The sequence below is a fragment of the Acidovorax sp. Root568 genome (assembly GCF_001427445.1).
In the GTDB taxonomy this organism is placed as follows: domain Bacteria; phylum Pseudomonadota; class Gammaproteobacteria; order Burkholderiales; family Burkholderiaceae_C; genus Acidovorax; species Acidovorax delafieldii.
In genome coordinates this window covers 218,608-242,921 of record NZ_LMGP01000019.1, presented here as the reverse complement: position 1 = coordinate 242,921, position 24,314 = coordinate 218,608, and the positions used below count along the sequence as shown (strand labels likewise).

Annotated in this window: 22 protein-coding genes; 11 read left to right on the top strand and 11 right to left on the bottom strand. The window is 62.6% G+C overall.

Annotated features, from left to right (window positions below):
* Nucleotides 1–149 precede the first annotated feature (149 nt).
* Nucleotides 150–461, top strand: coding sequence for a flagellar hook-basal body complex protein FliE (fliE, locus tag ASD75_RS21985; RefSeq protein WP_056748044.1), 312 nt, complete (start codon nucleotides 150–152; stop codon nucleotides 459–461).
* Between the two features lie 329 nt (nucleotides 462–790).
* Here the strand turns inward: fliE and ASD75_RS21980 are convergent, their stop codons facing one another.
* From ASD75_RS21980 to ASD75_RS21965, 4 genes are all read right to left on the bottom strand, one after another.
* On the bottom strand, nucleotides 791–1,090 hold the full coding sequence (locus ASD75_RS21980; RefSeq protein ID WP_007860919.1) for a flagellar protein FliT: 300 nt from the start codon (nucleotides 1,088–1,090) through the stop codon (nucleotides 791–793).
* Between the two features lie 2 nt (nucleotides 1,091–1,092).
* Complete coding sequence (fliS, locus tag ASD75_RS21975; protein WP_056748042.1) at nucleotides 1,093–1,542, bottom strand: flagellar export chaperone FliS; 450 nt, start codon at nucleotides 1,540–1,542, stop codon at nucleotides 1,093–1,095.
* A gap of 69 nt (nucleotides 1,543–1,611) precedes the next feature.
* Nucleotides 1,612–3,045 (bottom strand): flagellar filament capping protein FliD, encoded by a 1,434-nt coding sequence (fliD, locus tag ASD75_RS21970; RefSeq protein WP_056748040.1) that lies wholly within the window; start codon nucleotides 3,043–3,045, stop codon nucleotides 1,612–1,614.
* A gap of 201 nt (nucleotides 3,046–3,246) precedes the next feature.
* Nucleotides 3,247–4,743, bottom strand: a complete 1,497-nt coding sequence (locus ASD75_RS21965) for a flagellin (RefSeq protein ID WP_056748039.1) — start codon at nucleotides 4,741–4,743, stop codon at nucleotides 3,247–3,249.
* Nucleotides 4,744–5,064: 321 nt separating this feature from the next.
* Between ASD75_RS21965 and ASD75_RS21960 the strand changes: the two genes are divergently transcribed.
* On the top strand, nucleotides 5,065–6,549 hold the full coding sequence (locus ASD75_RS21960) for a flagellin (protein WP_056748037.1): 1,485 nt from the start codon (nucleotides 5,065–5,067) through the stop codon (nucleotides 6,547–6,549).
* Nucleotides 6,550–6,673: 124 nt separating this feature from the next.
* Nucleotides 6,674–8,872: a tetratricopeptide repeat protein gene (locus ASD75_RS21955; RefSeq protein WP_056748035.1), complete on the top strand. Its 2,199-nt coding sequence runs from the start codon at nucleotides 6,674–6,676 to the stop codon at nucleotides 8,870–8,872.
* Nucleotides 8,873–8,881: 9 nt separating this feature from the next.
* On the opposite strand, the gene ASD75_RS21950 is transcribed toward ASD75_RS21955, so the two are convergent.
* From ASD75_RS21950 to rfbF, 7 genes are read right to left on the bottom strand one after another with little or no spacing between them, the layout of a single operon-like run.
* Nucleotides 8,882–9,529, bottom strand: a complete 648-nt coding sequence (locus tag ASD75_RS21950; protein WP_056748033.1) for a hypothetical protein — start codon at nucleotides 9,527–9,529, stop codon at nucleotides 8,882–8,884.
* 32 nt (nucleotides 9,530–9,561) lie between these two features.
* The gene (locus ASD75_RS21945) at nucleotides 9,562–10,212 is read right to left on the bottom strand and encodes a GNAT family N-acetyltransferase (RefSeq protein ID WP_056748110.1); all 651 of its coding nucleotides are present in this window, start codon (nucleotides 10,210–10,212) and stop codon (nucleotides 9,562–9,564) included.
* Between the two features lie 10 nt (nucleotides 10,213–10,222).
* Nucleotides 10,223–11,347 (bottom strand): DegT/DnrJ/EryC1/StrS aminotransferase family protein, encoded by a 1,125-nt coding sequence (locus ASD75_RS21940; protein WP_056748031.1) that lies wholly within the window; start codon nucleotides 11,345–11,347, stop codon nucleotides 10,223–10,225.
* 54 nt (nucleotides 11,348–11,401) lie between these two features.
* A complete protein-coding gene (locus ASD75_RS21935; protein WP_056748029.1) occupies nucleotides 11,402–12,643 on the bottom strand; it encodes a class I SAM-dependent methyltransferase in 1,242 nt (413 codons plus the stop codon).
* Nucleotides 12,640–13,200 (bottom strand): dTDP-4-dehydrorhamnose 3,5-epimerase family protein, encoded by a 561-nt coding sequence (locus ASD75_RS21930; RefSeq protein ID WP_056748026.1) that lies wholly within the window; start codon nucleotides 13,198–13,200, stop codon nucleotides 12,640–12,642. Before ASD75_RS21930 ends, ASD75_RS21935 begins: the two co-directional genes overlap by 4 nt.
* A complete protein-coding gene (rfbG, locus tag ASD75_RS21925; RefSeq protein WP_056748024.1) occupies nucleotides 13,197–14,264 on the bottom strand; it encodes a CDP-glucose 4,6-dehydratase in 1,068 nt (355 codons plus the stop codon). Before rfbG ends, ASD75_RS21930 begins: the two co-directional genes overlap by 4 nt.
* 6 nt (nucleotides 14,265–14,270) lie before the next feature.
* Nucleotides 14,271–15,041, bottom strand: coding sequence for a glucose-1-phosphate cytidylyltransferase (gene rfbF, locus ASD75_RS21920; RefSeq protein WP_056748022.1), 771 nt, complete (start codon nucleotides 15,039–15,041; stop codon nucleotides 14,271–14,273).
* Between the two features lie 468 nt (nucleotides 15,042–15,509).
* On the opposite strand from rfbF, the gene motA reads away from it, so the two are divergent.
* From motA to ASD75_RS21880, 8 genes are all read left to right on the top strand, one after another.
* Nucleotides 15,510–16,370 carry a flagellar motor stator protein MotA gene (gene motA / locus ASD75_RS21915; protein ID WP_056748020.1) on the top strand — a complete coding sequence of 287 codons (861 nt, stop codon included), beginning with the start codon at nucleotides 15,510–15,512 and terminating at the stop codon, nucleotides 16,368–16,370.
* Between the two features lie 41 nt (nucleotides 16,371–16,411).
* A complete protein-coding gene (motB, locus tag ASD75_RS21910; RefSeq protein WP_056065694.1) occupies nucleotides 16,412–17,344 on the top strand; it encodes a flagellar motor protein MotB in 933 nt (310 codons plus the stop codon).
* Nucleotides 17,345–17,416: 72 nt separating this feature from the next.
* Nucleotides 17,417–17,803: a chemotaxis response regulator CheY gene (cheY, locus tag ASD75_RS21905; RefSeq protein WP_010466076.1), complete on the top strand. Its 387-nt coding sequence runs from the start codon at nucleotides 17,417–17,419 to the stop codon at nucleotides 17,801–17,803.
* 4 nt (nucleotides 17,804–17,807) lie between these two features.
* Complete coding sequence (locus ASD75_RS21900) at nucleotides 17,808–18,425, top strand: protein phosphatase CheZ (protein WP_056748017.1); 618 nt, start codon at nucleotides 17,808–17,810, stop codon at nucleotides 18,423–18,425.
* A 222-nt stretch (nucleotides 18,426–18,647) separates the two neighbouring features.
* Nucleotides 18,648–19,802 carry a flagellar biosynthesis protein FlhB gene (locus ASD75_RS21895; RefSeq protein WP_056065689.1) on the top strand — a complete coding sequence of 385 codons (1,155 nt, stop codon included), beginning with the start codon at nucleotides 18,648–18,650 and terminating at the stop codon, nucleotides 19,800–19,802.
* Complete coding sequence (flhA, locus tag ASD75_RS21890) at nucleotides 19,799–21,880, top strand: flagellar biosynthesis protein FlhA (protein WP_056065684.1); 2,082 nt, start codon at nucleotides 19,799–19,801, stop codon at nucleotides 21,878–21,880. Before ASD75_RS21895 ends, flhA begins: the two co-directional genes overlap by 4 nt.
* Nucleotides 21,877–23,373: a flagellar biosynthesis protein FlhF gene (gene flhF / locus ASD75_RS21885; RefSeq protein ID WP_056748015.1), complete on the top strand. Its 1,497-nt coding sequence runs from the start codon at nucleotides 21,877–21,879 to the stop codon at nucleotides 23,371–23,373. The genes flhA and flhF overlap by 4 nt, the downstream gene beginning before the upstream one ends.
* The gene (locus tag ASD75_RS21880; protein ID WP_056748013.1) at nucleotides 23,366–24,163 is read left to right on the top strand and encodes a hypothetical protein; all 798 of its coding nucleotides are present in this window, start codon (nucleotides 23,366–23,368) and stop codon (nucleotides 24,161–24,163) included. Before flhF ends, ASD75_RS21880 begins: the two co-directional genes overlap by 8 nt.
* Nucleotides 24,164–24,314: the final 151 nt, after the last annotated feature.

The window sequence follows — 24,314 nt, the reverse complement described above, 5'->3', positions numbered from 1 at the left end:
CAACAGACCTAGCGTGGGGTCGATTATTCGGTCACGCCCCCAAAATGTTCGCTGGATAAGCCGTCCGTTTGGCCATCTATTCAGAGCGATGCATCCTGGGCCGGTAGCTAGGATACGCAGCATACCGCCATTCCCCTACGGATACCGCCATGGACCTTCGCATCTCCAGCTCAACCGCCCCGCTGACGGGCGCTGGCGTCGCGCGCCGTGTTGCAGCGCCGCAAACCACGGGCAATGAAGTCGGCTTCTCCGGCGCGCTCAAGGGCGCATTGCAGTCAGTGAGTGCCGCGCAGAACAAATCTTCCGAGATGCAAAAGGAGGTGCAAATGGAAAACCCCTCCGTGAGTCTGGAAGAGACCATGGTGGCTATCCAGAAGGCGCAAATCGGCTTTCAAGCCACACTGCACGTGCGCAATCGCATGGTGCAGGCGTACACCGACATCATGAACATGCAGGTGTGAGCTGCTGGCGAAGTATGAAGGCCCCGTTCTCAACGGGGCAGCCGTGTGGCACTGCGCTGTGCCAACACAAGAAACTATAATTTTGATAGCAGCAAAGACATGCTGGACTAGCGCCTCAGGCACATTTAGTGCATCTTTTTGACCCAGAGACGCTTGGCGGTCGAAGTAGCGACAGGTTCAGCACCGCGCACTTTGGCATCCCACTGGACGGCACCCCCCTCACCCGGGTGCTCCGCTAATCCGGCAATCCCAGCCCTAACAAGCAACCATCTTTGACCGCTAGGCCGCTGCCGCACACAGCAGCCCCGGGCGTGCTGCGCGGCCAGCACTCAGTGCATCATCTGGGGCTGCCCCTCGAACAGATGCTCAAACTGCGCGAGCCAAGGCTCTGCCAGGCAGCGGATCTGCGCATCGTTGCGCAAGATGCGCTGCATGATGCGGGTCTTTTCACGGCGGTGCTCAGGCAGCAATTCGTGCTCTTGCGACTTGAAGCGCAGTTGCTCGATCAGCACTGCACAGGCGCCTTCATAGCGCACCACACCATCCCAGTCCTTGAGCTTGGCCGCCTCCAGCATCTTGGCGCTGCTGTCCTCAATCGCCTTGTAATAGTCAATCAGCATGTGAGACATGGTCAGGTCTCCACCAGCACGGGCTGGCCCGAGGCGGGCGTTTCGGAGGCACCGACACCCGATTTCTTGATTTCATTCCACCCAGTTGCCACGGGCTCGATCAGGCGCATGACTTCTTGCATCATGGCGTCGTCGTTACGGGCATTGGCCAGAGTAAGGCGATGGATGCAGTAGTCATAAAGCGCACCCAGGTTCTCCGCCAGTTCACCGCCATCCACCTTGTCGAGCGAGGTGCTCAACCCCTCTTCCAGAATTCGGATGGCCTTGGAAATGGCATTGACCTTGCCGAGCACATCACCGCGCGCCATGGCGCCGCGTGCAGTGGCAATGGAGTTGAGAACACCTTCATACAGCAGGCTGACCAGCTGGTGCTGGTCGATCGTGTGCATGCTGGTCTCTACGTTGATGCGCTGGTAAGCGTTGGCTGCACGGGGGCTGTAGGCGCTGAACATGCTGACAATCCTTCCGAGGTATTACTTAAGTTATCGGCGTGCGCCAAGAAAACTGAAGCCTCTGTTTATTCAGCCCGTCGATTTATTCCAGGCCGCCACCTGCTGCGAGATATAGGCGTTCAGGCCATTCAGGCTGCTCAACTGGCTGTCCAGCGCGTTATAGCGCCGCGTGATGCGTTTTTCAAATGCGTCAACCTTTTCGTTCACGCGTGTTTGGTCCTGAGAATTGCGCTTGAGACTCAGCTGCAGGGTGTCATCCTTGGATTTGAAGAAACCATCGTTGGCCAGCAGATTGGTGGTCAGCGCCTTCAGTTGCACCGCAATGCCATCGGCCGATCCGCCTCCAGTGTTGCGGAACAGGTTCTTCACGTCGTCAGGCTTCTCAGCCAGGGCCTTGTTCAGCTTGGTGGAGTCCACGGCCAGATTCCCGCCCAGCTGCTGCGTGATACCGACATCTGCCAAACGCTGGAAGGCCCCGCCGCCCGTCGAGATCGACTGGATCGCGTTGCGCAGAGAGTTCTGCAGCGCCACAGCGGTCGAATCCCCTTGCAAAAGCCCCGCCGAACCGGTCTTTGCGTCGTATTTGGTCGCATCTTGCAGCAACTCGTTGATGGCGTTGTAGGCCTTCACGAATCCATCAATGTTGGACTGGATGGCGGAGTTGTCCTTGCTCACCGTGATATCAATGGGAGCCGTCGTCACTTGCTCGGCCTTGAAAGTTACACCCGAAATCGTGGACGCAAACGTATTGGTGGCAGAAGACACCGCGATCCCGTTGACCGTGGCCTTGGCATTGGCGGCTGCCTGTGTGACCGTGGTGCCATTGACGAGGCGGGACAAACCCGTGGCGTCGGTGTTGCCGGCACTCTGGGGATCCGTATCACCACCCTCCATCACGCTCAGTCGAAATCCGAATTCCTCACCAGTGCTCTTGCTGCGCAGCAGCAAACGCTCGCCCGAGGCGTCGCTGAGAATCGACGCAGTGACCCCTGCATTGGCGCCATTGATCTTGCTGGCCACATCCGACAGTTTGTCGCTGGCGCTGATGGTGATTTCCACGGGCTGGCCACTGCCAGGCGTGAACGATGCGGGCGCGACACTCCATTGGCCCAATTCAAGGCGCAGCGTACCCGCCCCGAGCGCACCACCTACGGGCAGCAAAGCGGCCGACGCCGTGGCCTGTGCCTTGGCAAGGCTTTGGACTTCCACACTGAACGTTGTGGGCAGCGTGCCCCCAACGGCTGTGGCGGAAACATATTTGGAGTCGGATGACGTGGTGGCCACACCATTCCACCCGGTCACGCTGGTCAGCTTGCCAGCGGCGTCCTGTAGCGTGGAGACCAGCGACTTGATCTGCCCAAAGGCGGAAATCTTGGTATTGACCGTGGCCGCTTGCAGCTTGAGCGTGTCCAGGGGCTTTTTTTCCAGAGCGACGAGCTGGGAGATGATGTTTTTGACATCAAGTCCATTCGTGCCGACACCTGGGGATGAAATGGTTGCCATACAAACCTCCTGAACTGGTCCAACGGAAATTATGGCGCCGAACGGCGATCAAGAACGTCCGTAAACACGCCAGGAAACCCGTCTTATCCAGCGGTCCTGGCACCCGCTGTCCCAAAAAGCCAAAGGGCGGCGACAGAAATCTGCCGCCGCCTGGGCCACTTCAGGGCGCTGCAACGCCCTGACTGCCATGCCCTCTGCCTATTAACGCAGCAGGGCCAACACACCTTGTGGCAGCTGGTTGGCCTGAGCCACCATCGCCGTACCGGCCTGTTGCAGGATCTGAGCGCGCGACAGGTTGGCGGTTTCTGCGGCGAAGTCGGCGTCCAGGATACGCGAACGCGAGGAGGACAGGTTTTCCGACGTCACTTGCAGGTTGCTGATCGACGTTTCAAAGCGCGACTGCAGGGCACCGAGCTTGGCACGCTCGCCGTTGATGAAGGCCAGGGCAGAGTCCACGGTCTTGAGCGCATTGGTCGCGTTGCTGAACGTGGTCACGTCCAGGTTGGCCACAGCCTGCAACGCAGATCCACCGTCATCCAGTTGGGTCGCGCTAGTAGAGTCCACAGCGAACGACTTTTCCGAATCCAGGACGATGTAGCCGCCCGTATTCACCATTTCTGCGGCAGAGTTGGCAGTCAGCGTCTGGGCCGTACCGTTGCTGGCGCCTGCCGCATCGTAGCCGGTGACGGTCACATTGGCAGCATTGGCATTGGCGGTGTCACCCACCACGATGTCGTTGCCGGTAGCGTTGGTCAGAATCACTTGCGTGCCGTCCGAGCTCAGAGCAGCGTTGATACCGGTCTTGGCAGACTGGTCATTGATGGCAGACACCGCAGCCGACAGGCGGTCAGTACCCGTGGCAGAAGTCAGCGTGAAAGACACGGTGACGGCGGCAGCAGACCCGACATTGTCGCCCTGCAAGGTCAGCGAATACGAACCAGCCGAGGCCATGCCACCCAAACGCACTTCGGTGCGGGCGGTTGCCGTCACACCGGTGGTGGCCTTCATACCATTGATCTGATCGGCTGTTGCCTTGGCCGTCGCGTTCGACCCTGCCGCAATGCTGTTAGTACCCAGGTAGCCGCTGATGGCAATGGTGCCAGCAGCTACGCCGTTGGAAGTCGCGCCCGCTGCCACAGTGGCCTGCGCACCGATGCCCGAGCCGTTAGATGCCACGTTTTGGTTGTTGCCGTACACCGTCGTGCGCAGGTTGCCCGTGGCCGCCACGATGGTCTGGTTGGCGTTGGCGCCCACTTGGAACTGTTGCGTACCAAAGGTGCCGTCGATCAGCTTCTGGCCGTTGAATTCAGTGGTTTGCGAGATGCGGTCCAGCTCGGACACCAGCTGACCCACTTCGGCCTGCAGGGCTTGGCGGTCACCGGCGCTGTTGGAAGCGTTGGCCGATTGCACGGCCAGCTCACGCACCCGCTGCAGGATGTCGCCGGAAGCCTTCAATGCACCTTCAGCGGTTTGCGCCAGGGAGATACCGTCATTGGCATTGCGAACCGCCTGGTTCAGGCCACGGATCTGGCTGGTGAAACGCTCGGAAATCGCCAAACCGGCTGCGTCGTCCTTGGCGCTGTTGATGCGCAGGCCCGACGACAAGCGCTGGATGGACGTGTTCAGCGAGGTCTGGCTCATGCCCAGGTTGCGCTGTGCGGTGAGCGAGCTGATGTTGGTATTGATGGTGGAAGCCATTGCAAATCTCCAGAAAGAACTGACTGAATATGGCGTTGCCGCCAGCCGGGGCGCCAGCACCACGCTGGCTTCCTGGGTTCGCCAGTGCTCTTTAGCCTCTGGTGAACGGCGGGCCGCTTACGGTCCGTTGTAAGTGTTTTCGGGTCACCGCCGGAAAACTTGAGGGTCAAACGCGCAAGTTGTACGACTTTTTTGCCGCTTATCTCCCCAACGCCAAAAAGCGGCATCTCCACAATTCATCCATCGTTCCCTCATTGACAGCCGGACGGGTGCGCTTGAACCGGCAAACAGATCCGTCTTGCGACGTTAAGGAGTTTCGCCATGGCAGCAACCATCAATACCAACATCAGCTCGCTCACCGCGCAGCGAAATTTGGGCACCAGCCAGATGTCGCTCAACTCAGCCATCCAGCGCTTGTCGTCGGGCCTGCGCATCAACAGCGCCAAGGACGACGCAGCCGGTTTGGCGATTTCCGAGCGTTTCACCAGCCAGATTCGTGGCCTGAACCAGGCGGTTCGCAATGCGAACGACGGAATTTCGCTGGCCCAGGTAGCAGAAGGTGCGATGGGCTCCGCCGGCAACATCCTGCAGCGGGTGCGCGAACTGGCCGTGCAATCGGCCAACGCATCCAACAGCGCCGGCGACCGTCAGGCCCTGCAGCAGGAAGTCGGCCAGTTGGTGGCAGAACTGGACCGGATTTCGCAAACCACCGAGTTCAACGGCCAGAAATTGCTGGACGGCACCTTTGGTACGCAACAGTTCCAGGTGGGCGCCAATGCCAACCAGACCATCGTCGCAGCGACGGCCAACCTGCGCACCAACGTGTACGGCAACAACCAGAACATCGCCTCCAACGGCTCTGGTATTGGTGCACAGGCCCCTGCGACTGGCGCCACATCCAACGGCGTGACAGGGGGCTCGGTCTCCATCAGCGGCTACCTGGGCACAGGCACCATGACGGTAAATTCGAATGCCACCGCCAAAGCCACCGCCGATCAGATCAATTCCCTGCAGGCCACTACGGGCGTGACGGCAACCGCCCGCACCGAAGTACGCCTGGGAGGCATGGCCTCGGCCGGGTCCTATTCGCTGACGCTGGAAGGCGACAACGTAGGCGCATCCCGCACGATCTCGTTCACCTTGACATCCGCCACCGGCACAGACCGCCTGTCGCCTGCCGTATCGGCGATCAATGAACAGTCTGCAAAAACCGGCATCAACGCCTCGCTGAGCTCGGACGGCACCCAGATCATCCTGACCAACGCCACCGGCAACAACATCGTGGTGGGAGATACCACCAATGCCAATGCAGCCGCCGTGAGCGTGACCGGCTACGACGCGGCAGGCGCCAGCAACGGCACTGCACAGACCTTGGCAGCCGATGCCACGATCGACAACGTTGCCACCGGCGGCTACATCACACTCGACTCTGAGAAATCGTTTGCCTTGACCTCTGCCAGCAACCAGCTGGACAACGGTGGATCGTCACTGCACACCGTGGCCAACCTGGACGTGACCACCTTCACCAGCGCCACCGATGCGCTCAAGACCGTGGACTCGGCCCTGGCCTTCATCAATGGCGAACGCGCCAAGCTCGGCGCCTTGCAGTCGCGCTTTGAAACCAGCATTTCCAGCCTGCAGATCACATCGGAAAACCTCTCTGCCTCGCGCTCGCGCATCCAGGATGCCGACTTCGCGGCAGAAACCGCCAACTTGTCGCGGGCTCAGATCCTGCAACAGGCCGGCACGGCGATGGTGGCTCAAGCCAACCAGATCCCACAAGGCGTGCTGTCGCTGCTCAAGTAATTGACCCAGCCCACACGCCGCGCAGTGGAATTGCAACGCAACGACAAGGGGCCCCGATGGGCCCCTTTTCACATGGCACACTGTGCGGCGCCCCCCGCTTCTTAGCTTGTAGATCGGCAGCCACGTGCAATCCAAAAACACCGCCCAGGACGATCCCCGCCTCCATGCGGCCCTCGCAGCCGCAGACTGGCCCACGCTGACTCGGTTGTGCCGCCAAATTCTGCGCAAGAATGGCCGCCACCTGGGCGCCAACCGCCTGCTGGGCTTCTCGCTCCACAAGCAGCGCGAGTTCGACGCAGCCCTCAAGGCCTACAAGCAAGCCTATGCGTACTGGCCAGGCGATGCCGAGCTGCTCATCAACTACGCCAACATCCTGATTGAGCAAGCACGCAACTACGACGCACTTCCGCATCTCGAAAAGGTCTGCGAGCTGCGCCCCCAGCAAGCCGTTGCATGGATCAAACTCGCCGAGTGTTGCTATCTGATCAATTTGCACAGCAAGGGATTTGATGCGAGCCAGAAAGCCCTCGCGCTGGCTGACTCCATGCCGCTGACAGTCGGTGCCCTGATGCAAAGCGCCATTCACCGCCGCGAGCTGGGCCAGGTGCGCGAGGCTGTACAGGATTGCGAGAAAGCCATCGCGCTCAGCCCCGGCGACCCTGGAAACTACACCAACAGGCTGCTTTTCATGCTGGCGAACCCGCAGGTGAACGCTGCGCAGCTGTCTGCAGCCGCCCGCCAGTTTGGCAGCGTCTTTGAGCCCCCACTGCGCCCCAACTGGCCCAGCTTTTTGGCCCATCGCGGCTCGCCCTGGCGCCGCCTGAAGATTGGGTTTCTGTCACCAGACTTCCGCATGCACGCCGTCATGTACTCGGTGGAGGGGCTGCTGGCCCAGCTGGACCGGCGGCAATTCGAGGTGTATGCGTTCTACCTCTTCCCAAAAGGCGACCATGTTACAGAACGGGTGGAATGCCATGTTGACCACTTCGTGCGCCTGGCTGGCTTCAGCCCCGAGCATCAGGCCGATGCCATCCGCGCCCAAGGCATAGACATCCTGGTCGACTTGGCGGGCCACACGGGCAACAACGGCCTGCTCATCCTGGCGCACAAGGCTGCACCAGTGCAGGTGTCGTGGCTGGGGTTCCCGGCCACCACCGGGCTCACCGCCGTGGACTACAAGTTCACGGACGAAATCACCGACCCGCCAGGCGTCGATGACCAGTACACGGAACAGTTGTACCGGTTGCCTACGCTGTTCGCCTGTTACCGGCCCATGAGCCGCAATCCCCTGTGGCGTTACCAGCCCCGCTATCAGGTGCGCCCCTCGCCCGCGATAGATAACGGGTTCATCACCTTCGGCTCCTGCAACAACCTGGGCAAGCTGACGGATGAAGTGCTGGCACTGTGGGGGCGTGTCCTGGAAGCCGTGCCTCATTCACGCTTGCTGATCGAGGGCAAGAATTTCGATCGCCCCGAGTTCGCGCAGGCCTACCGCGATCGCTGCGAGGGACTGGGGCTCCCGCCTTCGCGGCTGGAGCTGGTGCCGCTCAACCAAGACAACCAATACCTGACCTACCACCGCATCGATATTGCGCTGGACCCATTTCCACTCACCGGCGGCACGACCACCTTCGATGTGTTGTGGATGGCGGTCCCCATCGTCTCCATGATGGGCGAAAGTTTCAAGAGCCGCATGGGCGTCGGCATGCTCAGCTACCTGGGGCGAAAGGAGTGGCTGGCAGAGAGCCCGGACGACTATGTGCGCATTGCTGCGGGCCTGGCAGCAGATACCCAGGCGCTCAATGCGCTTCGGCTCAACCTGCGTAGCGAAGTGGAAAACTCTGCGCTCATGCGCGAAGACCTCTACTGCCGGCACTTTGGCGAAGGCCTGCGGGTGATGTGGCTGAAATGGTTGGCTCAAATGGAGCATCCCGACGATCCTCAGGCGCAGGAGCAGGCCATGCAGAGCTGGTTACCGCAGTTCCCGCAAGAGTGGGAGCAACCCCCAGTCCTGGGCGTCGGCTTGAAACCCGGCCAGCGGGTCAGCTTGCACGCAGCCCACCAAAGCCTGCAGAACCTGGTTGAAAAAGCACGGACCTCCTCTCCGCCCCGGCGAATCGGCGAATCAGCCCCCTTGATCACGGATCGCCACTGGATTGCCGTGACCGAGCTGGCCGAAAAAGTGCTCAACGCCGTACCACACGATCCCGTCGCTCTGGCGTGCCTTGCCGAAGTGGAGCATGCACACGGGCACACCGAATTCGCGGTGACTTACCTTCAATATGCGACGCAAGCCATGGGGATGGACATCCCGGGCTCCTGATGCTGCGTGTCAGATCCGGAAAATGTCGAGCAGCGCATTGCGCCGGGTGGGCTTGAAAACCACCCTGCCGGCGTCGCCACGGTAAATGGTGCACTGCCCGGGTGAGTGGGTGTTGACCAGGCTGACCCCTTGAGACAACACCGTGCCGTCGCCCACCTGACAGTCCCCAATGATGGCGGTGCCCGCGTACATGATGACGCCCTCTCCAAGCACGGGTGCAACCCCATGGTTCTTGCCGACGGTGGAATTCTGGTAGATCACCAGATAGTTGCCGTAGCTTGCCTTGGCGAAGACGATCCCGACGGAATGTCCGATGAAGAAAACCGGCGGCATCTCAATTTCGTAAAAGAGGTCGATACCGTTCAAGGCCTTGTTCAGCAAGAACAGGCGTGTGGGAGTTTCCGTACTGGCCGTGTGGCGCCAGATGGTATTGGCCAGAAAGTACAGAAAACTGCAGTACTGCGTGGAATGCAGCGGATCAAAGCAGTCCTGCCGCCAGGGCCGGACGGCATTGATACACCCGTGCAGGCGAGCAAGTGCTTCGTCCAGGCACGCATCAATGTCCATGCGGGGATCGAAATCGTCTGGCAGTGTGTAGTGCAGTTGCTGCACCACGTAGCGCAGCAACCGATCACGGTCCATTCGCAAAATTTCCATGCCCAGCCTCCTTCAACGACCTCAGGGCCTGTTCAGGCCCGGGGTAAGTGCAGTTGCATGTACACCAAGCTGGCAGGGGCCCCTACTGCATGAGGGTCCTCCTTCCAGTCCACCCCGCCAGGGACTGTGCTGGCCACGATGGGCACTCGCTGGTACTCCTGAAAACCCACCTTGCGGTAAAAGTCGACCGCCGGATTGTCCGATCGCACCCGCACGGCCAGCGTCTGCAGCCCGAGAGCATCGCGCGCCCAGTGCATCAGCGCCAGCAACGAGGCCTTCATCAACCCCGGAGGGGATGAACCTCCACTGACAATGGCATCGGCCTCGCCATAACCACGCTGCCAATCAATGAAGCCCAGGCCCACGTGCCCCACACGCTCGCCGTCCAAGGTTTCCACCATGAACAACATCTTGCCGGAGTTCTCGTGAACCGCTCCAGCCAGCCAGGCGGCGGTGCGCTCAGGGGTGGATACAAACTCGGTCAGGAAAGATTTGACATGGCGGTTTCGCCACTCCGTCAAAAGCCGCACATCAACAGCATCGGTGTGTCCAGGCACGGTGGCTATGGGTCGAACGACCGCTGCCAGCGGCTGCCCCACCGGCAACAACAGGCCAGGCTCGCCAGCACGGGCCGTCTGTTTGATGGCAGCAAAAAGCTGCTGCCCAGGGGTGGATGCACTCATGGCGGCCTCTTCAGAGTTGGGCAAAGTAGCGGCGCACCTGCGCAGCCACGGTGTCCACGCTTTCCAGGGGCATGCGCGAGTGCAGCGGCAGCGAGAGAATGCCCTTGCCCACGCTGTCGGTCACCGACAGGTCCCCTGCCCTGCAGTCCTTCCAGAGCGAGAACCAATGCCCCGGCTGCCAGTGGATGCCGGTGTCCACACCGTTCTCCTTGAGGAAGTCTCGCAGTGCATCGCGGTGCTCTGCCGGCACCCGTATGTAGTACAGAAACGGGTTGACTTCGGCAAAATCGGTACGGGGAGTGCGCACCTGCGCAATGCCTTGCAGCTTTTCGTTGTAGCGGCGCGATGCTGCCTGCCGGCTCGACTTGATCACATCGAGCTTGCCCAGCTGCGCCAATCCGATCGCGGCGTGCATGTTGAGCATGTGGTAGCGAAATCCCACCCGCTCGACATCAAAAGTCCAGGCACGCTTGTTCTGGTACATCACCTCCGCAGGCTGCTGCATGCCCAGCAGCCGCAGCTCGTGCACACGACGCAACTCCTCTTCCGTACGCACAACAATCGTGCCGCCATCGAGACAGGTCACTGTTTTCACCGGGTCATGGCTGAAAACGCAGATGTCGGAAAAGCTGCCGACCATCCGCCCTTTGTAGCTGGAACCAAATGAATGCGCCGCGTCATGGATTACGCGCAGCTTGTGGCGCTCTGCGAACGCGGCAATGTCTTCATGGTTGCTGATGATGCAGTCGTAGTCCATCACGATGATGGCCTTGGTGCGTGGGCCCACCAAGGACTCGGCCTTGACAAGGTCCAGCTCGAGCGTGTCGTCGTTGCAGTCGCAGAACACGATGTCCGCCCCCACCCAGGTGATGGCCTGGTAGTCGGCCGAGCAGTTGAATGCCGACACGATCACCTCGTCCCCCGGTCCCACGCCCGCGAGCAGCAGCGCGATGTGCAAGCCTGCCGTGCCGGTGCTCACCGCTGCCACATGGCGGTCCGGGGCCTGCAGGATCTCTTTCACCTTTTTCTCGAACCCCGACACATAGCTGCCCATACCGAGCCATCCCAGCTCCAGCGACTCTCGGCTGGCATCGATTTCTTCTTGTTCGATCAAGGGCTTGAACATTGGGATCATGGTGGTCTCCTTCGGTTGTGTACGGTTCAAATGGGCGTAGCGCTAGGTATTCGGCTACCAGACTTCTAGGCGAGGAATGGCCGTGACAAACTGGCCTCCCCATTCACGTATTTCGCTCAGCTGCAAGCTGATTTCGCTCCGCAGATTCCACGGCAGGATGAAGATACGTTGAGGCTTGTGGGCGAGCAGGTGCGCCTCGCTCACCACGGGGATGTGGCTGCCCGGCAGGAATTGGCCTTGCTTGGCGGGGTTCTTGTCCACCACGTAGGGCAGCAGGTCGGGCCGCACGCCCGCAAAGTTGAGCAAGGTGTTGCCCTTGGCCGCAGCGCCATAGGCACCCACGGTGATGCCTTCGGCCTGGCATTGAAGTAAAAATGTCAGCAGCTCGCGCTTGACCCGTATGGCCTGGGTCTGAAAATCGCAATAGAAACCTGCCCCCAGCATGCCGGCTGCAGCCTCGGTGGCCAGCAGTTGCTGCACGCGGGCGGCGCCTTCGGGCGTGGCCTGGGGGTGGCCCACGGTGTCGGCACGGGCGGCAAACACGCGCAGGCTGCCGCCGTGGGTGGGCAGTTCCTGCACATCGATCACCACCAGGCCGTTGGCCACAAAGATGCGCTGAACCGCCGTGAGCGACAGGTACGAATAGTGCTCGTGGTACGCCGTATCGAACTGACAACCCTCCACCATGCGCAGCAGGTGCGGAAACTCGAAGGTGGCCACGCCGTGGGGCTTGAGCAGCCGCGTGAAGCCGCCCACAAAGTCGTTGATGTCGGGCACATGGGCCAGCACGTTGTTGGCGGCGATCAGGTCGGCCTGGCGGTCGGCGGCGGCCAGCTCTTCGGCCAGCGCCACGCCGAAGAAGCGCTCGACCACCTCGATGCCTTTGGCGCGGGCTGCTGCCGCCGTGCTGGCCGTGGGCTCCACACCGTAGCAGGGCATGCCCGCCGCCTGCACGTATTGCAGCAGGTAGCCGTCGTTCGATGCGACCTCGACCACCCGGCTGGCGGCGGTGAGCGCCAGGCGTTCGCGCATTGCCTCCACGTACGCATTGGCGTGGGCCAGCCAAGACGATGAGAACGAGCTGAAGTACGCGTAGTCGTCGGTGAACAGCGCCTCGCGCCCGGCGTGGTCTTCTGTCTGTACCAGCCAGCAGGTCTCACACACCAAGAGGCGCAGGGGGAACCAGGTCTCGGGCGCGCGCAGGGCGGCCTCGCGCAGGTAGGCGTTGGACGGGGGCGCGCAGCCCAAGTCCAGGAACGTGAGTTGCAGCGGGCTGCCGCAGTGTCGGCACTTCACAGGCGCACTCCTTCGAATTCTTCGGTCATCCCGGGCTGGCCTGCGTCGCGGGGCGACATTTGCCCCACCGGCAGCGGCCAGGCAATGGCCAGGCGCGGGTCGAGCGGGTGCAGCCCCGCCTCGGCGGCGGGTGCAAAGGCTGCAGAGTGGCAATACAGCAGCTCGGCATGGTCGGTCAGCGCCTGGAAGCCGTGGGCAAAACCGGGCGGGATGAGCAGCGCGTTGCCGTTGTCTGCGGATAAATGCTCGGCATGCCAGTGCAGAAAGGTCGGCGAGCCCTGGCGCAAGTCCACAGCCACGTCCCAGACCTCGCCACGCAGGCAGGTCACAAGTTTCATTTCGGCGTGCGGCGGTTTTTGGTAGTGCATGCCACGCACGGTGCCTTGGAGGGCTGTATAGCTCTGGTTGACTTGGGCGATCGGGCCCGCCCAGCCCGCGCCCGCCAGTTCATCGGCGCAGAACAGGCGCGCAAAAAAGCCGCGCTCGTCCACCAACGGCTGGCGTTGCACACGGAACAACCCCGCCAGGGGCAGCTGCGCCAGGGCCAGGCGGCTCATGGGCGGGCCTCCCACGCGTCGATGTCGGCCAGGCACAGCGCGCGCGCATCGGCGCCGCCATGGTGCTGTCGGTACCAGTTCATGGTGCGGGCCACGGCGGTGTTCAGCGCCCAATGCGGGGCGACGCCCAGCACCTGGCGGGCGTGGGCAGTCTCCAGTGCAAGCCAGCCGGCTTCGTGGGGGCCATCACTCTCATTTTCATAGCTTGTTGCGCCGGAAGGATATGCGCTGGAGGCTAATTCGATGACATTTTTGACCGTAGCGGCCTCGTGCGGCAGCGGGCCAAAGTTGTAGGAACCAGCCAGTGCGGGCGATTCCCACAAGCATTGGGCCAGGCGCAGGTAGGCGGCCAGCGGCTCCAGCACATGCTGCCAGGGGCGCGTGGCCTGGGGGCGGCGGATGTGCAAGGTGGCACCCTTCTCCCAGGCGCGCACGGCGTCGGGCAGCAGGCGGTCTTGCGCCCAGTCGCCGCCGCCAATCACGTTGCCCGCGCGGGCGGTGGCCACGGCGATGCCCTGTGCGGCCAGGAAGGAATCGCGGTAGCTGGCGGTGACCAGCTCGGTGGCGGCCTTGCTGGCGCTATAGGGGTCGTGCCCGCCCAGGGGGTCGTCCTCGCGGTAGGGGTAGGCCCATTCGCGGTTGCGGTAGACCTTGTCGGTGGTGACCACCACAGCCACGCGCACGCCCTCCAGCCCACGCAGCGCGTCCAGCACATGCGCCGTGCCCATGACGTTGGTGGCAAAGGTGTCGAGTGGCGCTGCATAGCCGGGCCGCACCAGCGCCTGCGCGGCCAGGTGCAGCACCACATCGGGCCGGGCGGCGTGCACGCGCAGGGCCAGCGCCGGGGCGTTGCGGATGTCGCAAAAATGTCTCTCCATGCCCGGGCCGCCCTGCCCCAACTGGGCCAGGCTGAACAGGTTAGGCTCGCTAGCAGGGGGCAACGCCACGCCGGTCACCTGCGCGCCCAGGCGTTGCAGCCACAGGGCCAGCCACGCGCCCTTAAAGCCGGTGTGGCCGGTGAGCAACACGCGCTTGCCGCGCCAGAAGTCGGGATCAGGGCGCATCGTGGTTTACCAGCACTTCCAGGGGGCGCGGCCCGATTGCCACAGGTCTTCGAGCAGATTCTTCTCGCGCAGCGTGTCCATGGGCTGCCAGAAGCCGGTGTGCTCAAAGGCGCGCAGCTGGCCGCTGGTGGCCAGGCGGGCCATGGGCTCCAGCTCCCAGCTGGTGGCGTCGCCGTCGATGAGGTCGATCACCTCGGGCTGCAGCACAAAAAAGCCGCCATTGATCCAGCCACCGTCGCCCCGCGGTTTTTCCTCGAACCCCGCCACGGTGTCGCCATCACGCACCAGGGCGCCATAACGGCCCGGGGGCTGCACGGCCGTCACCGTGGCCTGGCGGCCATGGGCGCGGTGGAAGGCAAACTGGGCCGTCATGTCGAGGTCGGCCACGCCATCGCCATAGGTAAAGCAGAAGGGCTCGCCTGCAGGCAAGTATTCCTGCGCCCGGCGCAAGCGCCCGCCGGTCATGGTGCTTTCGCCGGTGTCCACCAGCGTCACCCGCCAAGGCTCGGCATGGCGGTGATGCACTTCCATGCGGTTGTTGGCCATGTCAAACGTCACGTCGGACATGTGCAGGAAGTAGTTGGCGAAGTACTCCTTGATGACGTAGCCGCGGTAGCCCAGGCAGATGATGAAGTCATTGACGCCGTGGGCAGAGTACATCTTCATGATGTGCCAGAGGATGGGCCGCCCACCGATCTCGATCATGGGCTTGGGCCGCAGGTGCGACTCCTCCGAAATGCGGGTACCAAGCCCGCCTGCCAGCAGTACAGCTTTCATGCCCGCAGCATAGTGCAGGCCCTCACGGCCAAAAAGGTTCAGTCACAGCAGAAACACCGTCCAAATGAGGCGTTTGCATGCGATGTGGGCGCACGGATGGCGGACACGCTGCGCGAGGGCTCACTCCGATCAATATCAAATTGATAGCATCACAGGCAATAAATATCGGCGCATCGCCACGCTTTGACAAAAACCTGGGTATGCACAGCCCCCCGGGAGGCCGCCCAGACCCCTTGCTGGGCACGCGAAGGCCATCGGAACACTCGCATCCCCGCGCGCAAGACCACCAACGTCCCATCGGTGCCAGCGGCCAGCGGCCATTCGCCCGAGAAGCAGCCTGTTGACCGCTCTCTTGGGGCATTTCGCGTTCTGCAATCCGATACATTTGCAGTAACCTTCGGTCAATCCGTGGACTGCAGCCCTCCCCAGCGCAGTCGTGCCCCTGCCGCCGCCCTAAACGTCTAAAGCATGTTTGTCATCATCGGTTACGTCGTCTGCCTCGGCTGCATCTTCGGTGTGTACATCGTGCACGGGGGCAATATCAGCGTGATTCTCAAGGCACTGCCGTTTGAGATCATCACCATTTTGGGCGGCGCACTGGGGGCGTTTGTGGTGAATAACCAGCCCAAGGTGATCAAGGCCACCTTGGCCGCACTGCCGATGGCGCTCAAGGGTTCCAAATACACCAAAGAGCGCTACATGGAGCTGATGGCGATGCTCTATGACATCCTGCAAAAGGCCCGCAAAGAGGGGTTGATGGCCATTGAGAAGGATGTGGAAACACCCCACGAGTCCGAGATCTTCAAGAAATACCCCACGGTGGGCAGCGACCACCACGTGATCGAGTTCACCACCGACTACCTGCGCATGATGGTGTCGGGCAACCTGAATTCCCATGAGATCGAAGCGCTCATGGACAGCGAGATCGACACCCACCACCAGGAAGCACACGCCCCGGTGGCTGCCTTGGCGCGCCTTGCAGGCGCCCTGCCCGCCTTCGGGATCGTGGCCGCCGTGCTGGGGGTGGTGAACACCATGGGCTCGGTGGGCCAGCCGCCCTCCGTGCTGGGCGGCATGATCGGCTCGGCGCTGGTGGGCACGTTCCTGGGCATCTTGCTGGCCTACGGCGTGGTCGAGCCCCTGGGTGGACTCGTCGAGCAAAAGACCGAGGACGCCGCCAAGGAACTGCAGTGCATCAAGTCCACCCTGCTCGCCAGCATGCAGGGCTACAACCCGGCCACCGCCATTGAGTTTGGCCGCAAGGTGCTGTTCTCCAACGTACGCCCCAGCTTCTCGGAGCTGGAAGGACACGTGAAGGGCAAGAAGTAGCCGCCGCGAATGCGGTAGCCGCGCCGTAACGCCCCACCACCATGGCAGAAAAAAAGCTCCAGCCCATCATCATCAAGCGCGTCAAGAAAGGCGGCCACGCGGTGCATGGTGGCGCCTGGAAGATCGCTTATGCCGACTTCGTGACGGCGATGATGGCGTTCTTCTTGCTGATGTGGCTTTTGGGCTCCACGGCCAAAGGTGAGCTGCAGGGTATTGCGGCATATTTCGCTTCGCCGCTCAAAGTGGCGATGACCGGAGGCGACGGTGCAGGCAACAGCTCCAGCGTCATCCCCGGTGGCGGCAACGATCTGGCCAAGGTGCATGGCCAGGTGCGCCGCTCCGATGTGGAAGAAGCCAAGCAGCGCCGCATGAGCATCGATGCCGCGCGGGCAGAACGGGCCAAGCAGGACCAGGAGCGCATCAAGGCCCTGGAGGCCAAGATCGATGCGCTGATCACCGAGAACCCGCGCCTGAATGAGTACAAGTCGCAGATCCGCATCGACATCACACCCGACGGGCTGCAGATCCAGATCATCGACGACCAGAACCGCCCCATGTTCGACAGCGGTAGCGCGTTGGTAAAACCCTACATGCGCGACATCCTGCGCGAAATTGGCGCAGCCCTCGGTGGCGTTGAAAACCGCATTAGCCTTGCAGGCCACACCGACGCCGTACCTTATGGCAACAGCGAAAAGGGGTACAGCAACTGGGAGCTATCGGCAGATCGCGCCAACGCCTCGCGACGGGAACTGGTCTCTGCGGGCATGCCAGACGCTAAACTGGGCCGCGTGGTGGGCTTGGCCGCCAGTGATCTGCTGGACCCCAAGAACCCACGCTCCCCCTCCAACCGGCGCATCACCATCACGGTGTTGACCCGGGAGGCCGAAGAACGGCTCATGGGCAAAGGGATTCCTGAAATCACGTCCACAGAACTGTTGACGGAAAAGCGGGAAAATCCCCCCCCAAGCAGGTAACAGTTACGACTTGTCACCAAACCTGCCACCCATGACAATGCTTACAGTAAATCTCGACTGAAAGGGTCCCAAGTGACCACAGCCCTTCGTTTTTTGATCGTTGACGACTTCTCCACCATGCGACGCATCGTTCGCAACCTGCTCAAGGAGAGCGGGTTTGCAGACGCCGACGAGGCCGAGGATGGTGTCGCCGCACTCAACAAGCTGCGCAACAGCAAGTTCGACTTTGTGGTGACCGACATCAACATGCCCAACATGAACGGCTTCCAGCTGCTGGCCGAGATCAAGAAGGACGACAAGCTCAAACACCTACCCGTCCTGATGGTGACCGCCGAAGCCCGCAAGGAAGACATCGTTGCCGCCGCCCAGGGAGGCGCTGCGGGTTACATCGTCAAACCCTTCACCAAGGCAACTCTGGAAGAGAAAGTGACCTTGATTCTGAAGAAGATGGGGTTATGACACCATGGACGACACACCGGACAACAGCCAGCCTGCCGATGTTCATCACAAGATTGGCCTGCTGACACGTCAGCTTCACGATTCACTCAACGAGCTGGGTTATGCCGACAAGCTGCGCGGCTCCATGGGCGAGCTGCCCGACGCGCAGAGCCGACTTTCCTATATCGCCCGCCTGACGGGAGAAGCGGCCGAGAAGGTGCTCAACCGCGTCGAACAGGCCAAGGCCCAGCACGACTACATTGCGGCGGAAACGCGCCGGGTCGTAAACTCGCTGGTGGCGGACCCGGTGGCGGCTGTGGCCAAAGGCGAGATCTTCAACTTTCTGACCGACGTGGAGCGCGTGACCAAGGAAGCCGACACGCACCTCACCGAAATCATGATGGCGCAGGATTTTCACGACCTCACCGGCCAGGTGATTGCGCGCGTGGTTAACCTGGCAGCCACCATTGAAGAGCAGCTGGTGCAACTGCTCATCCAGACGGCTCCGCCCAGCGCCCAGGTGCCCGCCGAGCCCGTCCGCGCAGCGCATCTTCAGGGCCCGGTGGTGGACCCGGAGAACACCCCCGACGTGGTCACCGACCAGTCCCAGGTGGACGACCTGCTGGCCAGTCTGGGCTTCTGACGCTCCGCTTCCAGTCCGGCAGCCCTACAGCGCTAGTGCAATATGGCCTGATTGCTATCATTTTTGAAAAGAATGACAGCAATCCACAGCGTGGGTCAGACACAGAGCCGCCGCTAGACACACCCCAGGCACCACCGAAAAGAGGGGGCTGCAGCCCCCTTATCAGCCTTTAGATTTCCAGGTCGCTCACGACAATGGCATGACACCAGCCGTCATGCCACCATGGAATCCAGCCAAGAAAAAAGCCTCCCCGCGTCAGAACGCAAGCTGCAAAAAGCGCGCGAAGACGGCCAAGGGGCACGCTCGCGCGACTTGTCGCACCTGGCCATCCTGGGTGCGGGCGCCGCATGCATGCTGCTGCTAGCCCCACAGCTGATGGACCGCATGCAGTGGGCCATGAGCCAGCAGCTGGCGTTCAATGCGGCCACGGTGATGGCGCCAGGCACCATGCTCTCGCGGCTGCAGGACATGGTCATCGTGGGCTTGGTGGCCAGCACGGTGTTTGCCACCCTCACCAGCGCCGCGGGGCTGATTAGCGCCATCGGGGCGGGCGGCTGGATTCTCAGTGCCAAGCCCATCACACCGCAGTTCAACCGACTCAACCCGATCTCCGGACTGGCCAACCTGTTTTCCAAGCAGCAGATGGCCAACGTGGCCAAGATGGTGCTGATGACCGCCATCCTGACCTACGTGGCCTGGAAGTTCCTGGGCAACAGCCTCGAAACGGTCGCCATGCTGGTGCTGCAGCCCTCGCCGCTGGCCATTCGCCAGATTGCAGACTGGCTGACTTCGGGCATGAGCCTGTTGCTGCTGGTCGTGTTTCTGGCAGCTTTGGTGGATGTGCCTTTGCAGGCGTTCTTCTTCAAGGAACGACTGAAGATGTCGCACGAGGAAGTCAAGCAGGAGCACAAGGAGTCTGACGGCAACCCCCACACCAAGGGCCGCATCCGCCAGAAGCAGCGCGAGATCGCCGACCGGGCCAGCGTAGGCGCCGTCCCCAAGGCCGACTTTGTGGTGATGAACCCCACCCACTACGCCGTGGCCCTCAAATACGACGAGAAGACCATGAGTGCGCCTCAGGTCATCTCGCGCGGCACCGACCTCATCGCCATGAAGATCCGCGACGTGGCCAAGGAGCACAACGTGCCCGTGCTGCAGTCGCCCATGCTGGCCCGTGCGCTGTATGCCCATGCCGAGCTGGACCAGGCCATCCCCGCGACGCTCTACACCGCCGTTGCCCAGGTGCTGGCCTATGTGTACCGCCTCAAGGCGGCCCTGCGTGGCGAAGGCCGCATGCCCGACAGCCTGGTGGAGCCTTTCGTGCCGCCTGAACTCGATCCGCTGAACCGCACCACGGTGCAAGGTGCTGCCGTATGAACACCTCCGTAAAGTCTTTGCAGCAATGGGCTGGCACCAATGCCAGCGCCCTGCAGGGCCTGTCGGCACCACTGCTGGTGGTGGCGATTCTGGCGCTGATGGTGCTGCCCATCCCCCCGTGGCTGCTGGATGCATTTTTCACGCTCAACATCGCCGTCGCGCTGATGGTGATGATGGTGGCGGCGTACATGCTGCGTCCGCTGGACTTCGCGGCATTCCCTTCGGTGCTGCTGCTGACCACACTGATGCGCCTGTCGCTGAACGTGGCCTCTACGCGCGTGGTGCTGCTCGAAGGCCACCAGGGCCCTGGCGCAGCGGGTGCTGTGATCGAGGCCTTCGGCCACTTCCTGATCGGCGGCAACTTCGCCGTCGGCCTGATCGTTTTTGCGATCCTCGTGGTGATCAACTTCGTGGTGATCACCAAGGGCGCCGAGCGCATTGCCGAAGTGTCGGCGCGCTTCACCCTGGACGCCATGCCCGGCAAGCAGATGGCGGTGGATGCCGACCTGAATGCCGGCCTGATCGACGAAAAAGAAGCCAAGCGTCGCCGTGCCGAAGTGGCGGAAGAAGCCAACTTCTTCGGCTCCATGGACGGCGCGTCCAAGTTCGTGCGCGGCGACGCCGTGGCGGGCATCCTGATCCTGCTCATCAACATCATTGGCGGCTTCGCCATTGGTGTGTTGCAACACGACCTGTCGGCCAAGCAGGCCGCAGACAGCTACATCCTGCTGGCCATCGGCGATGCGCTGGTGGCACAGATTCCCGGCCTGCTGATTTCGGTGGCGGCCGCCATGGTGATCTCGCGCGTGGGCAAGGACCACGACATGGGCCGCCAGATCGTTCAGCAGCTGTTCATGTCGCCCCGCGTGCTGGGCGTGACGGCAGGCATCCTGATCCTGCTGGGTTTGATCCCCGGCATGCCGCATGTGGTGTTCCTGACCATGGGCAGCCTGCTGGGCTACGGCGCCTGGGTGATGTATGAGCGCCAGAAGGTTCCCCCGGTGGTCGAAGCCCCACCGCCGCCCGCCACCGATGGCGAAGCCACCTGGGACGACTTGCAGCCCGTGGACCTGCTGGGCCTGGAACTGGGATACCGCCTCATCAGCCTGGTGGACAAGAGCCGCCAGGGCGACCTGCTCACCCGCATCAAGGGCGTGCGCCGCAAGTTTGCACAGGAAGTCGGCTTCCTGCCCCCTGCCGTGCACGTACGTGACAACCTCGAACTCAAGCCCAGCGGCTACCGCATCACGCTGCGCGGCGTGGTGGTGGGCGAGGGCGAAGCCTTCCCTGGCATGTTCCTGGCCATCAACCCCGGCGGCATCACCACGCCGCTGATCGGCACGGCCACCACCGACCCTGCCTTTGGCCTGCCAGCACACTGGATCGACGATCGGCAAAAGGAAGCCGCACAAATGGCCGGTTTTACCGTCGTTGATTCCGAAACCGTGATGGCCACCCATTTGTCACACTTGATGCAAGTGCAAGCCGCCAAGCTCCTCAGTCGCACGGAAACGCAGCAACTGGTGGAACACGTGGCCAAGCTGGCCCCCAAGCTCATCGAAGAAGTGGTTCCGAAAATGGTCTCCATCGCAACGTTCCAGAAAGTCCTCCAGCTGCTGCTGGAAGAGTCTGTGCACATCCGCGATATCCGCACCATCATCGAAACGCTGGCCGAGCATGCTGGTGGCGTCTCGGACCCCGTCGAGCTGGCCCGCCGCGTGCGCATTGCGCTCTCGCCCGCCATCGTCCAGCAGATCTACGGCCCCACCCGCGAGCTCAACGTCATTGCCATCGAGCCCGGCCTGGAGCGCCTGCTGGTGCAAGCCCTGGGCAACACGGCAGGCCCCGCACTCGACCCCGGCGTGGCCGACATCCTCACACAAAAGGCCGCCGAAGTGGCCCTCAAGCAGGAAGAGATGGGCCTGCCCGCCTGCCTGCTGGTTCCCGACCAGATCCGCAATGCCATCTCCCGCCTGGTGCGCCGCGTAGCGCCCCGCCTGCAGGTGCTGGCACACAGTGAAATTCCAGAGACCCACACCATCCGTATTGGGCCGATCCTTAAAGGTGCATCAGCATGAACATCAAACGCTTTACCGCCCCCACCTCCCGGGAGGCTCTGGCCAAGGCGCGCATGGCCTTTGGCGACGGCACGCTGATTCTGTCCAACCGCCCCACGGCCAACGGCGTGGAAGTGGTGGCCACGGCCGAGGACACGCTGTCGGCTCTGGACGGTGGTGCGCCCACCGCTTCGTCCAATCCGCCCCTGCTGGCGCCCAGCACTGCGCGCAGCACCCCACAGCGCGCCAGCCAATCGGCAGCAGCGTCGGGCCTGGGCCGCAACCCGGTCGAGGAAGACACCGAACAGCTGGCCATGAGCACGCTGTCGTTCCAGGACTATGTGCGCGAACGCATGCTGCGCCGTCGCCACGAGGCACTGAATGGTCCCTCGGAACCCCAGACACTGTCTGAACGCAGCCGCGACCAGGAACCGGAACGTGAACGCATGCCCGCGCCCTCGGTGGCACGCCACAACCCGCTGCGCACCATCCCGATGGACATGCCGCCCGAGCCACCGCGCCGTCGACAGGAAGCTCCCAGCGCCCACCTGATCCAGTCGAACAACCAGCAGAGCGTGATGAACGAGCTGCACGCGATGAAAGAGCTGATCGAAGACCGCTTCAACACGCTGGCCTGGCTGGGGCAGGCGCGCCAGAACCCGATCCAGTCCAACCTGATGCTGAAGATGATCCGTGCTGGATACTCCCCATCGCTGGCCCGCGCCGTGCTCGAACGCATGCCCGAAGACCTGTCGGCGGGCGAATCGGTGCGCTGGCTGATGGAGGTGCTGGAACGCAACCTTAAGACCGACCAGACCGATCCCCCCCTTTATGAACAGGGCGGCATCTTCGCCATGGTGGGCTCTACGGGTGTGGGCAAGACCACCACCACCGCCAAGCTGGCTGCCATGTGCGCCCGCATCCACGGCCCCGGCAGTGTGGGGCTGATCACACTGGACACCTACCGTGTGGGCGCGCACGAACAACTGCGCACTTACGGGCGCATGCTGGGCATCGTGGCCCACTTGGCGCACGACCGTGCCGCGCTGCAAGACCTGCTGGGCCTGCTCAGCGGCAAGAAAATGGTGTTGATCGACACCACCGGCGTGGCCCCCAGGGACCCCCGCAAGCGCGACATGCTGGATGTGCTGGACCTGCCCCATGTGAACCGCCTGCTCGTGCTCAACGCCGGCTGCCATGGCGACACGCTGGATGACGTGCTGACCGCCTTCAAAACCGACGGCTCGCAACAGGCCATCCTGTCCAAGGTGGACGAGGCCGTGAAGCTGGGCCCCGCCATCGACGCACTGATCCGCCACCAGATGGTGCTGCGCGGCGTGACCAACGGCCAGCGCGTGCCCGAGGACTGGGAGCGTGCCAACGCCCACCAGCTCATCAGCGCCTCCATGCGGTCGCCTGCGAAGTCGGCTTTCGACCCCAAGGCCACGGACCTGAACTTCTTCTTCTCGCACTCTCCTGACACCGTGACGGAGGGGGGGCTGGTCGATGCTTGATCTGGGTTTTCACCAGGCGGCCAGCCTGCACAGCCTCACCCCGCAGGCAGAGCTGCGGCTGCTGGCAGTCGCCAGCCAGGGCAACACGGCGAGCGGCCTGGAAACGCTATGGCAGATCTGCGCCAGCCTGCAGCGGCTGGGCTATCCGGTGGTGGTGCTCGACGGCACGGCGCAGGAGTCCGACGACAGCCCCGGGCTGCTGCACCTGCTGCAACATGCCACGTGGAATGACGGCGCCAGCCTGAACCTGGGCGCCACCGCATCCTCGCTCGCCGTGATTCCAGCGGCCAAGGGGCTGCAGCACCTGAGCCGCAAGGCCAGCGACAGCACACGCTCGCCCATGGAAAGCTTGCTGCCCTGCTTCAGGACTTACGGCCTCATGGTGATTCACGCACCAGCCTCCACCCTGGGGCCCCTGCTCACCCACACGGCCACGGTGCCGCTGGTGGTCATGGGCAGTGGCGCAGCGGGCGTGATGACCAGCTACAAGAGCCTCAAGCAGATTGCGCTACACACTGGCTTGCCCTGCATGGTGGCCGCTTTGCTGCACGGCAACACCGCCGCCGAACGCCGCAAGGCCCAGTCCCAGCTGATGACCTTGCAGGCATGTGCCGAGCGCCATCTGGGCGGCCCGATACGAACCACCACCATTGCCACGCAGAACCCCCAGGAGCTTCAGCGCCTGGCCTTGCAACTGCTGGAAAATGCGGGCACTATGAACGGAGCGCTGGCTGCGCTGACACCCAGCAACTTGACAGGCATGCCTGCGCATTTTGTCCGGAGCCACTGACCAGAGCCTGTGATGCACCTCTACGTACGCACGTTGACCCGAAACGCTCCCCACGGTCTGGCAAGTTGCTGGCCCCGGGCGGCGGAAAAAGATCGGGTGATGGCCCCCCCAAGCGGCTCCAGAACAAGATCGCATACCCGCCCTACCAGTG

Coding starts and splice junctions, on each gene's coding strand:
- fliE (WP_056748044.1), top strand. CDS start 150: ATGGACCTTCGCATCTCCAGCTCAACCGCCCCGCTGACGGGCGCTGGC.
- ASD75_RS21980 (WP_007860919.1), bottom strand. CDS start 1,090: ATGTCTCACATGCTGATTGACTATTACAAGGCGATTGAGGACAGCAGC.
- fliS (WP_056748042.1), bottom strand. CDS start 1,542: ATGTTCAGCGCCTACAGCCCCCGTGCAGCCAACGCTTACCAGCGCATC.
- fliD (WP_056748040.1), bottom strand. CDS start 3,045: ATGGCAACCATTTCATCCCCAGGTGTCGGCACGAATGGACTTGATGTC.
- ASD75_RS21965 (WP_056748039.1), bottom strand. CDS start 4,743: ATGGCTTCCACCATCAATACCAACATCAGCTCGCTCACCGCACAGCGC.
- ASD75_RS21960 (WP_056748037.1), top strand. CDS start 5,065: ATGGCAGCAACCATCAATACCAACATCAGCTCGCTCACCGCGCAGCGA.
- ASD75_RS21950 (WP_056748033.1), bottom strand. CDS start 9,529: ATGGAAATTTTGCGAATGGACCGTGATCGGTTGCTGCGCTACGTGGTG.
- ASD75_RS21945 (WP_056748110.1), bottom strand. CDS start 10,212: ATGAGTGCATCCACCCCTGGGCAGCAGCTTTTTGCTGCCATCAAACAG.
- ASD75_RS21940 (WP_056748031.1), bottom strand. CDS start 11,347: ATGATCCCAATGTTCAAGCCCTTGATCGAACAAGAAGAAATCGATGCC.
- ASD75_RS21930 (WP_056748026.1), bottom strand. CDS start 13,200: ATGAGCCGCCTGGCCCTGGCGCAGCTGCCCCTGGCGGGGTTGTTCCGT.
- rfbG (WP_056748024.1), bottom strand. CDS start 14,264: ATGCGCCCTGATCCCGACTTCTGGCGCGGCAAGCGCGTGTTGCTCACC.
- rfbF (WP_056748022.1), bottom strand. CDS start 15,041: ATGAAAGCTGTACTGCTGGCAGGCGGGCTTGGTACCCGCATTTCGGAG.
- motA (WP_056748020.1), top strand. CDS start 15,510: ATGTTTGTCATCATCGGTTACGTCGTCTGCCTCGGCTGCATCTTCGGT.
- motB (WP_056065694.1), top strand. CDS start 16,412: ATGGCAGAAAAAAAGCTCCAGCCCATCATCATCAAGCGCGTCAAGAAA.
- ASD75_RS21900 (WP_056748017.1), top strand. CDS start 17,808: ATGGACGACACACCGGACAACAGCCAGCCTGCCGATGTTCATCACAAG.
- ASD75_RS21895 (WP_056065689.1), top strand. CDS start 18,648: ATGGAATCCAGCCAAGAAAAAAGCCTCCCCGCGTCAGAACGCAAGCTG.
- flhA (WP_056065684.1), top strand. CDS start 19,799: ATGAACACCTCCGTAAAGTCTTTGCAGCAATGGGCTGGCACCAATGCC.
- flhF (WP_056748015.1), top strand. CDS start 21,877: ATGAACATCAAACGCTTTACCGCCCCCACCTCCCGGGAGGCTCTGGCC.
- ASD75_RS21880 (WP_056748013.1), top strand. CDS start 23,366: ATGCTTGATCTGGGTTTTCACCAGGCGGCCAGCCTGCACAGCCTCACC.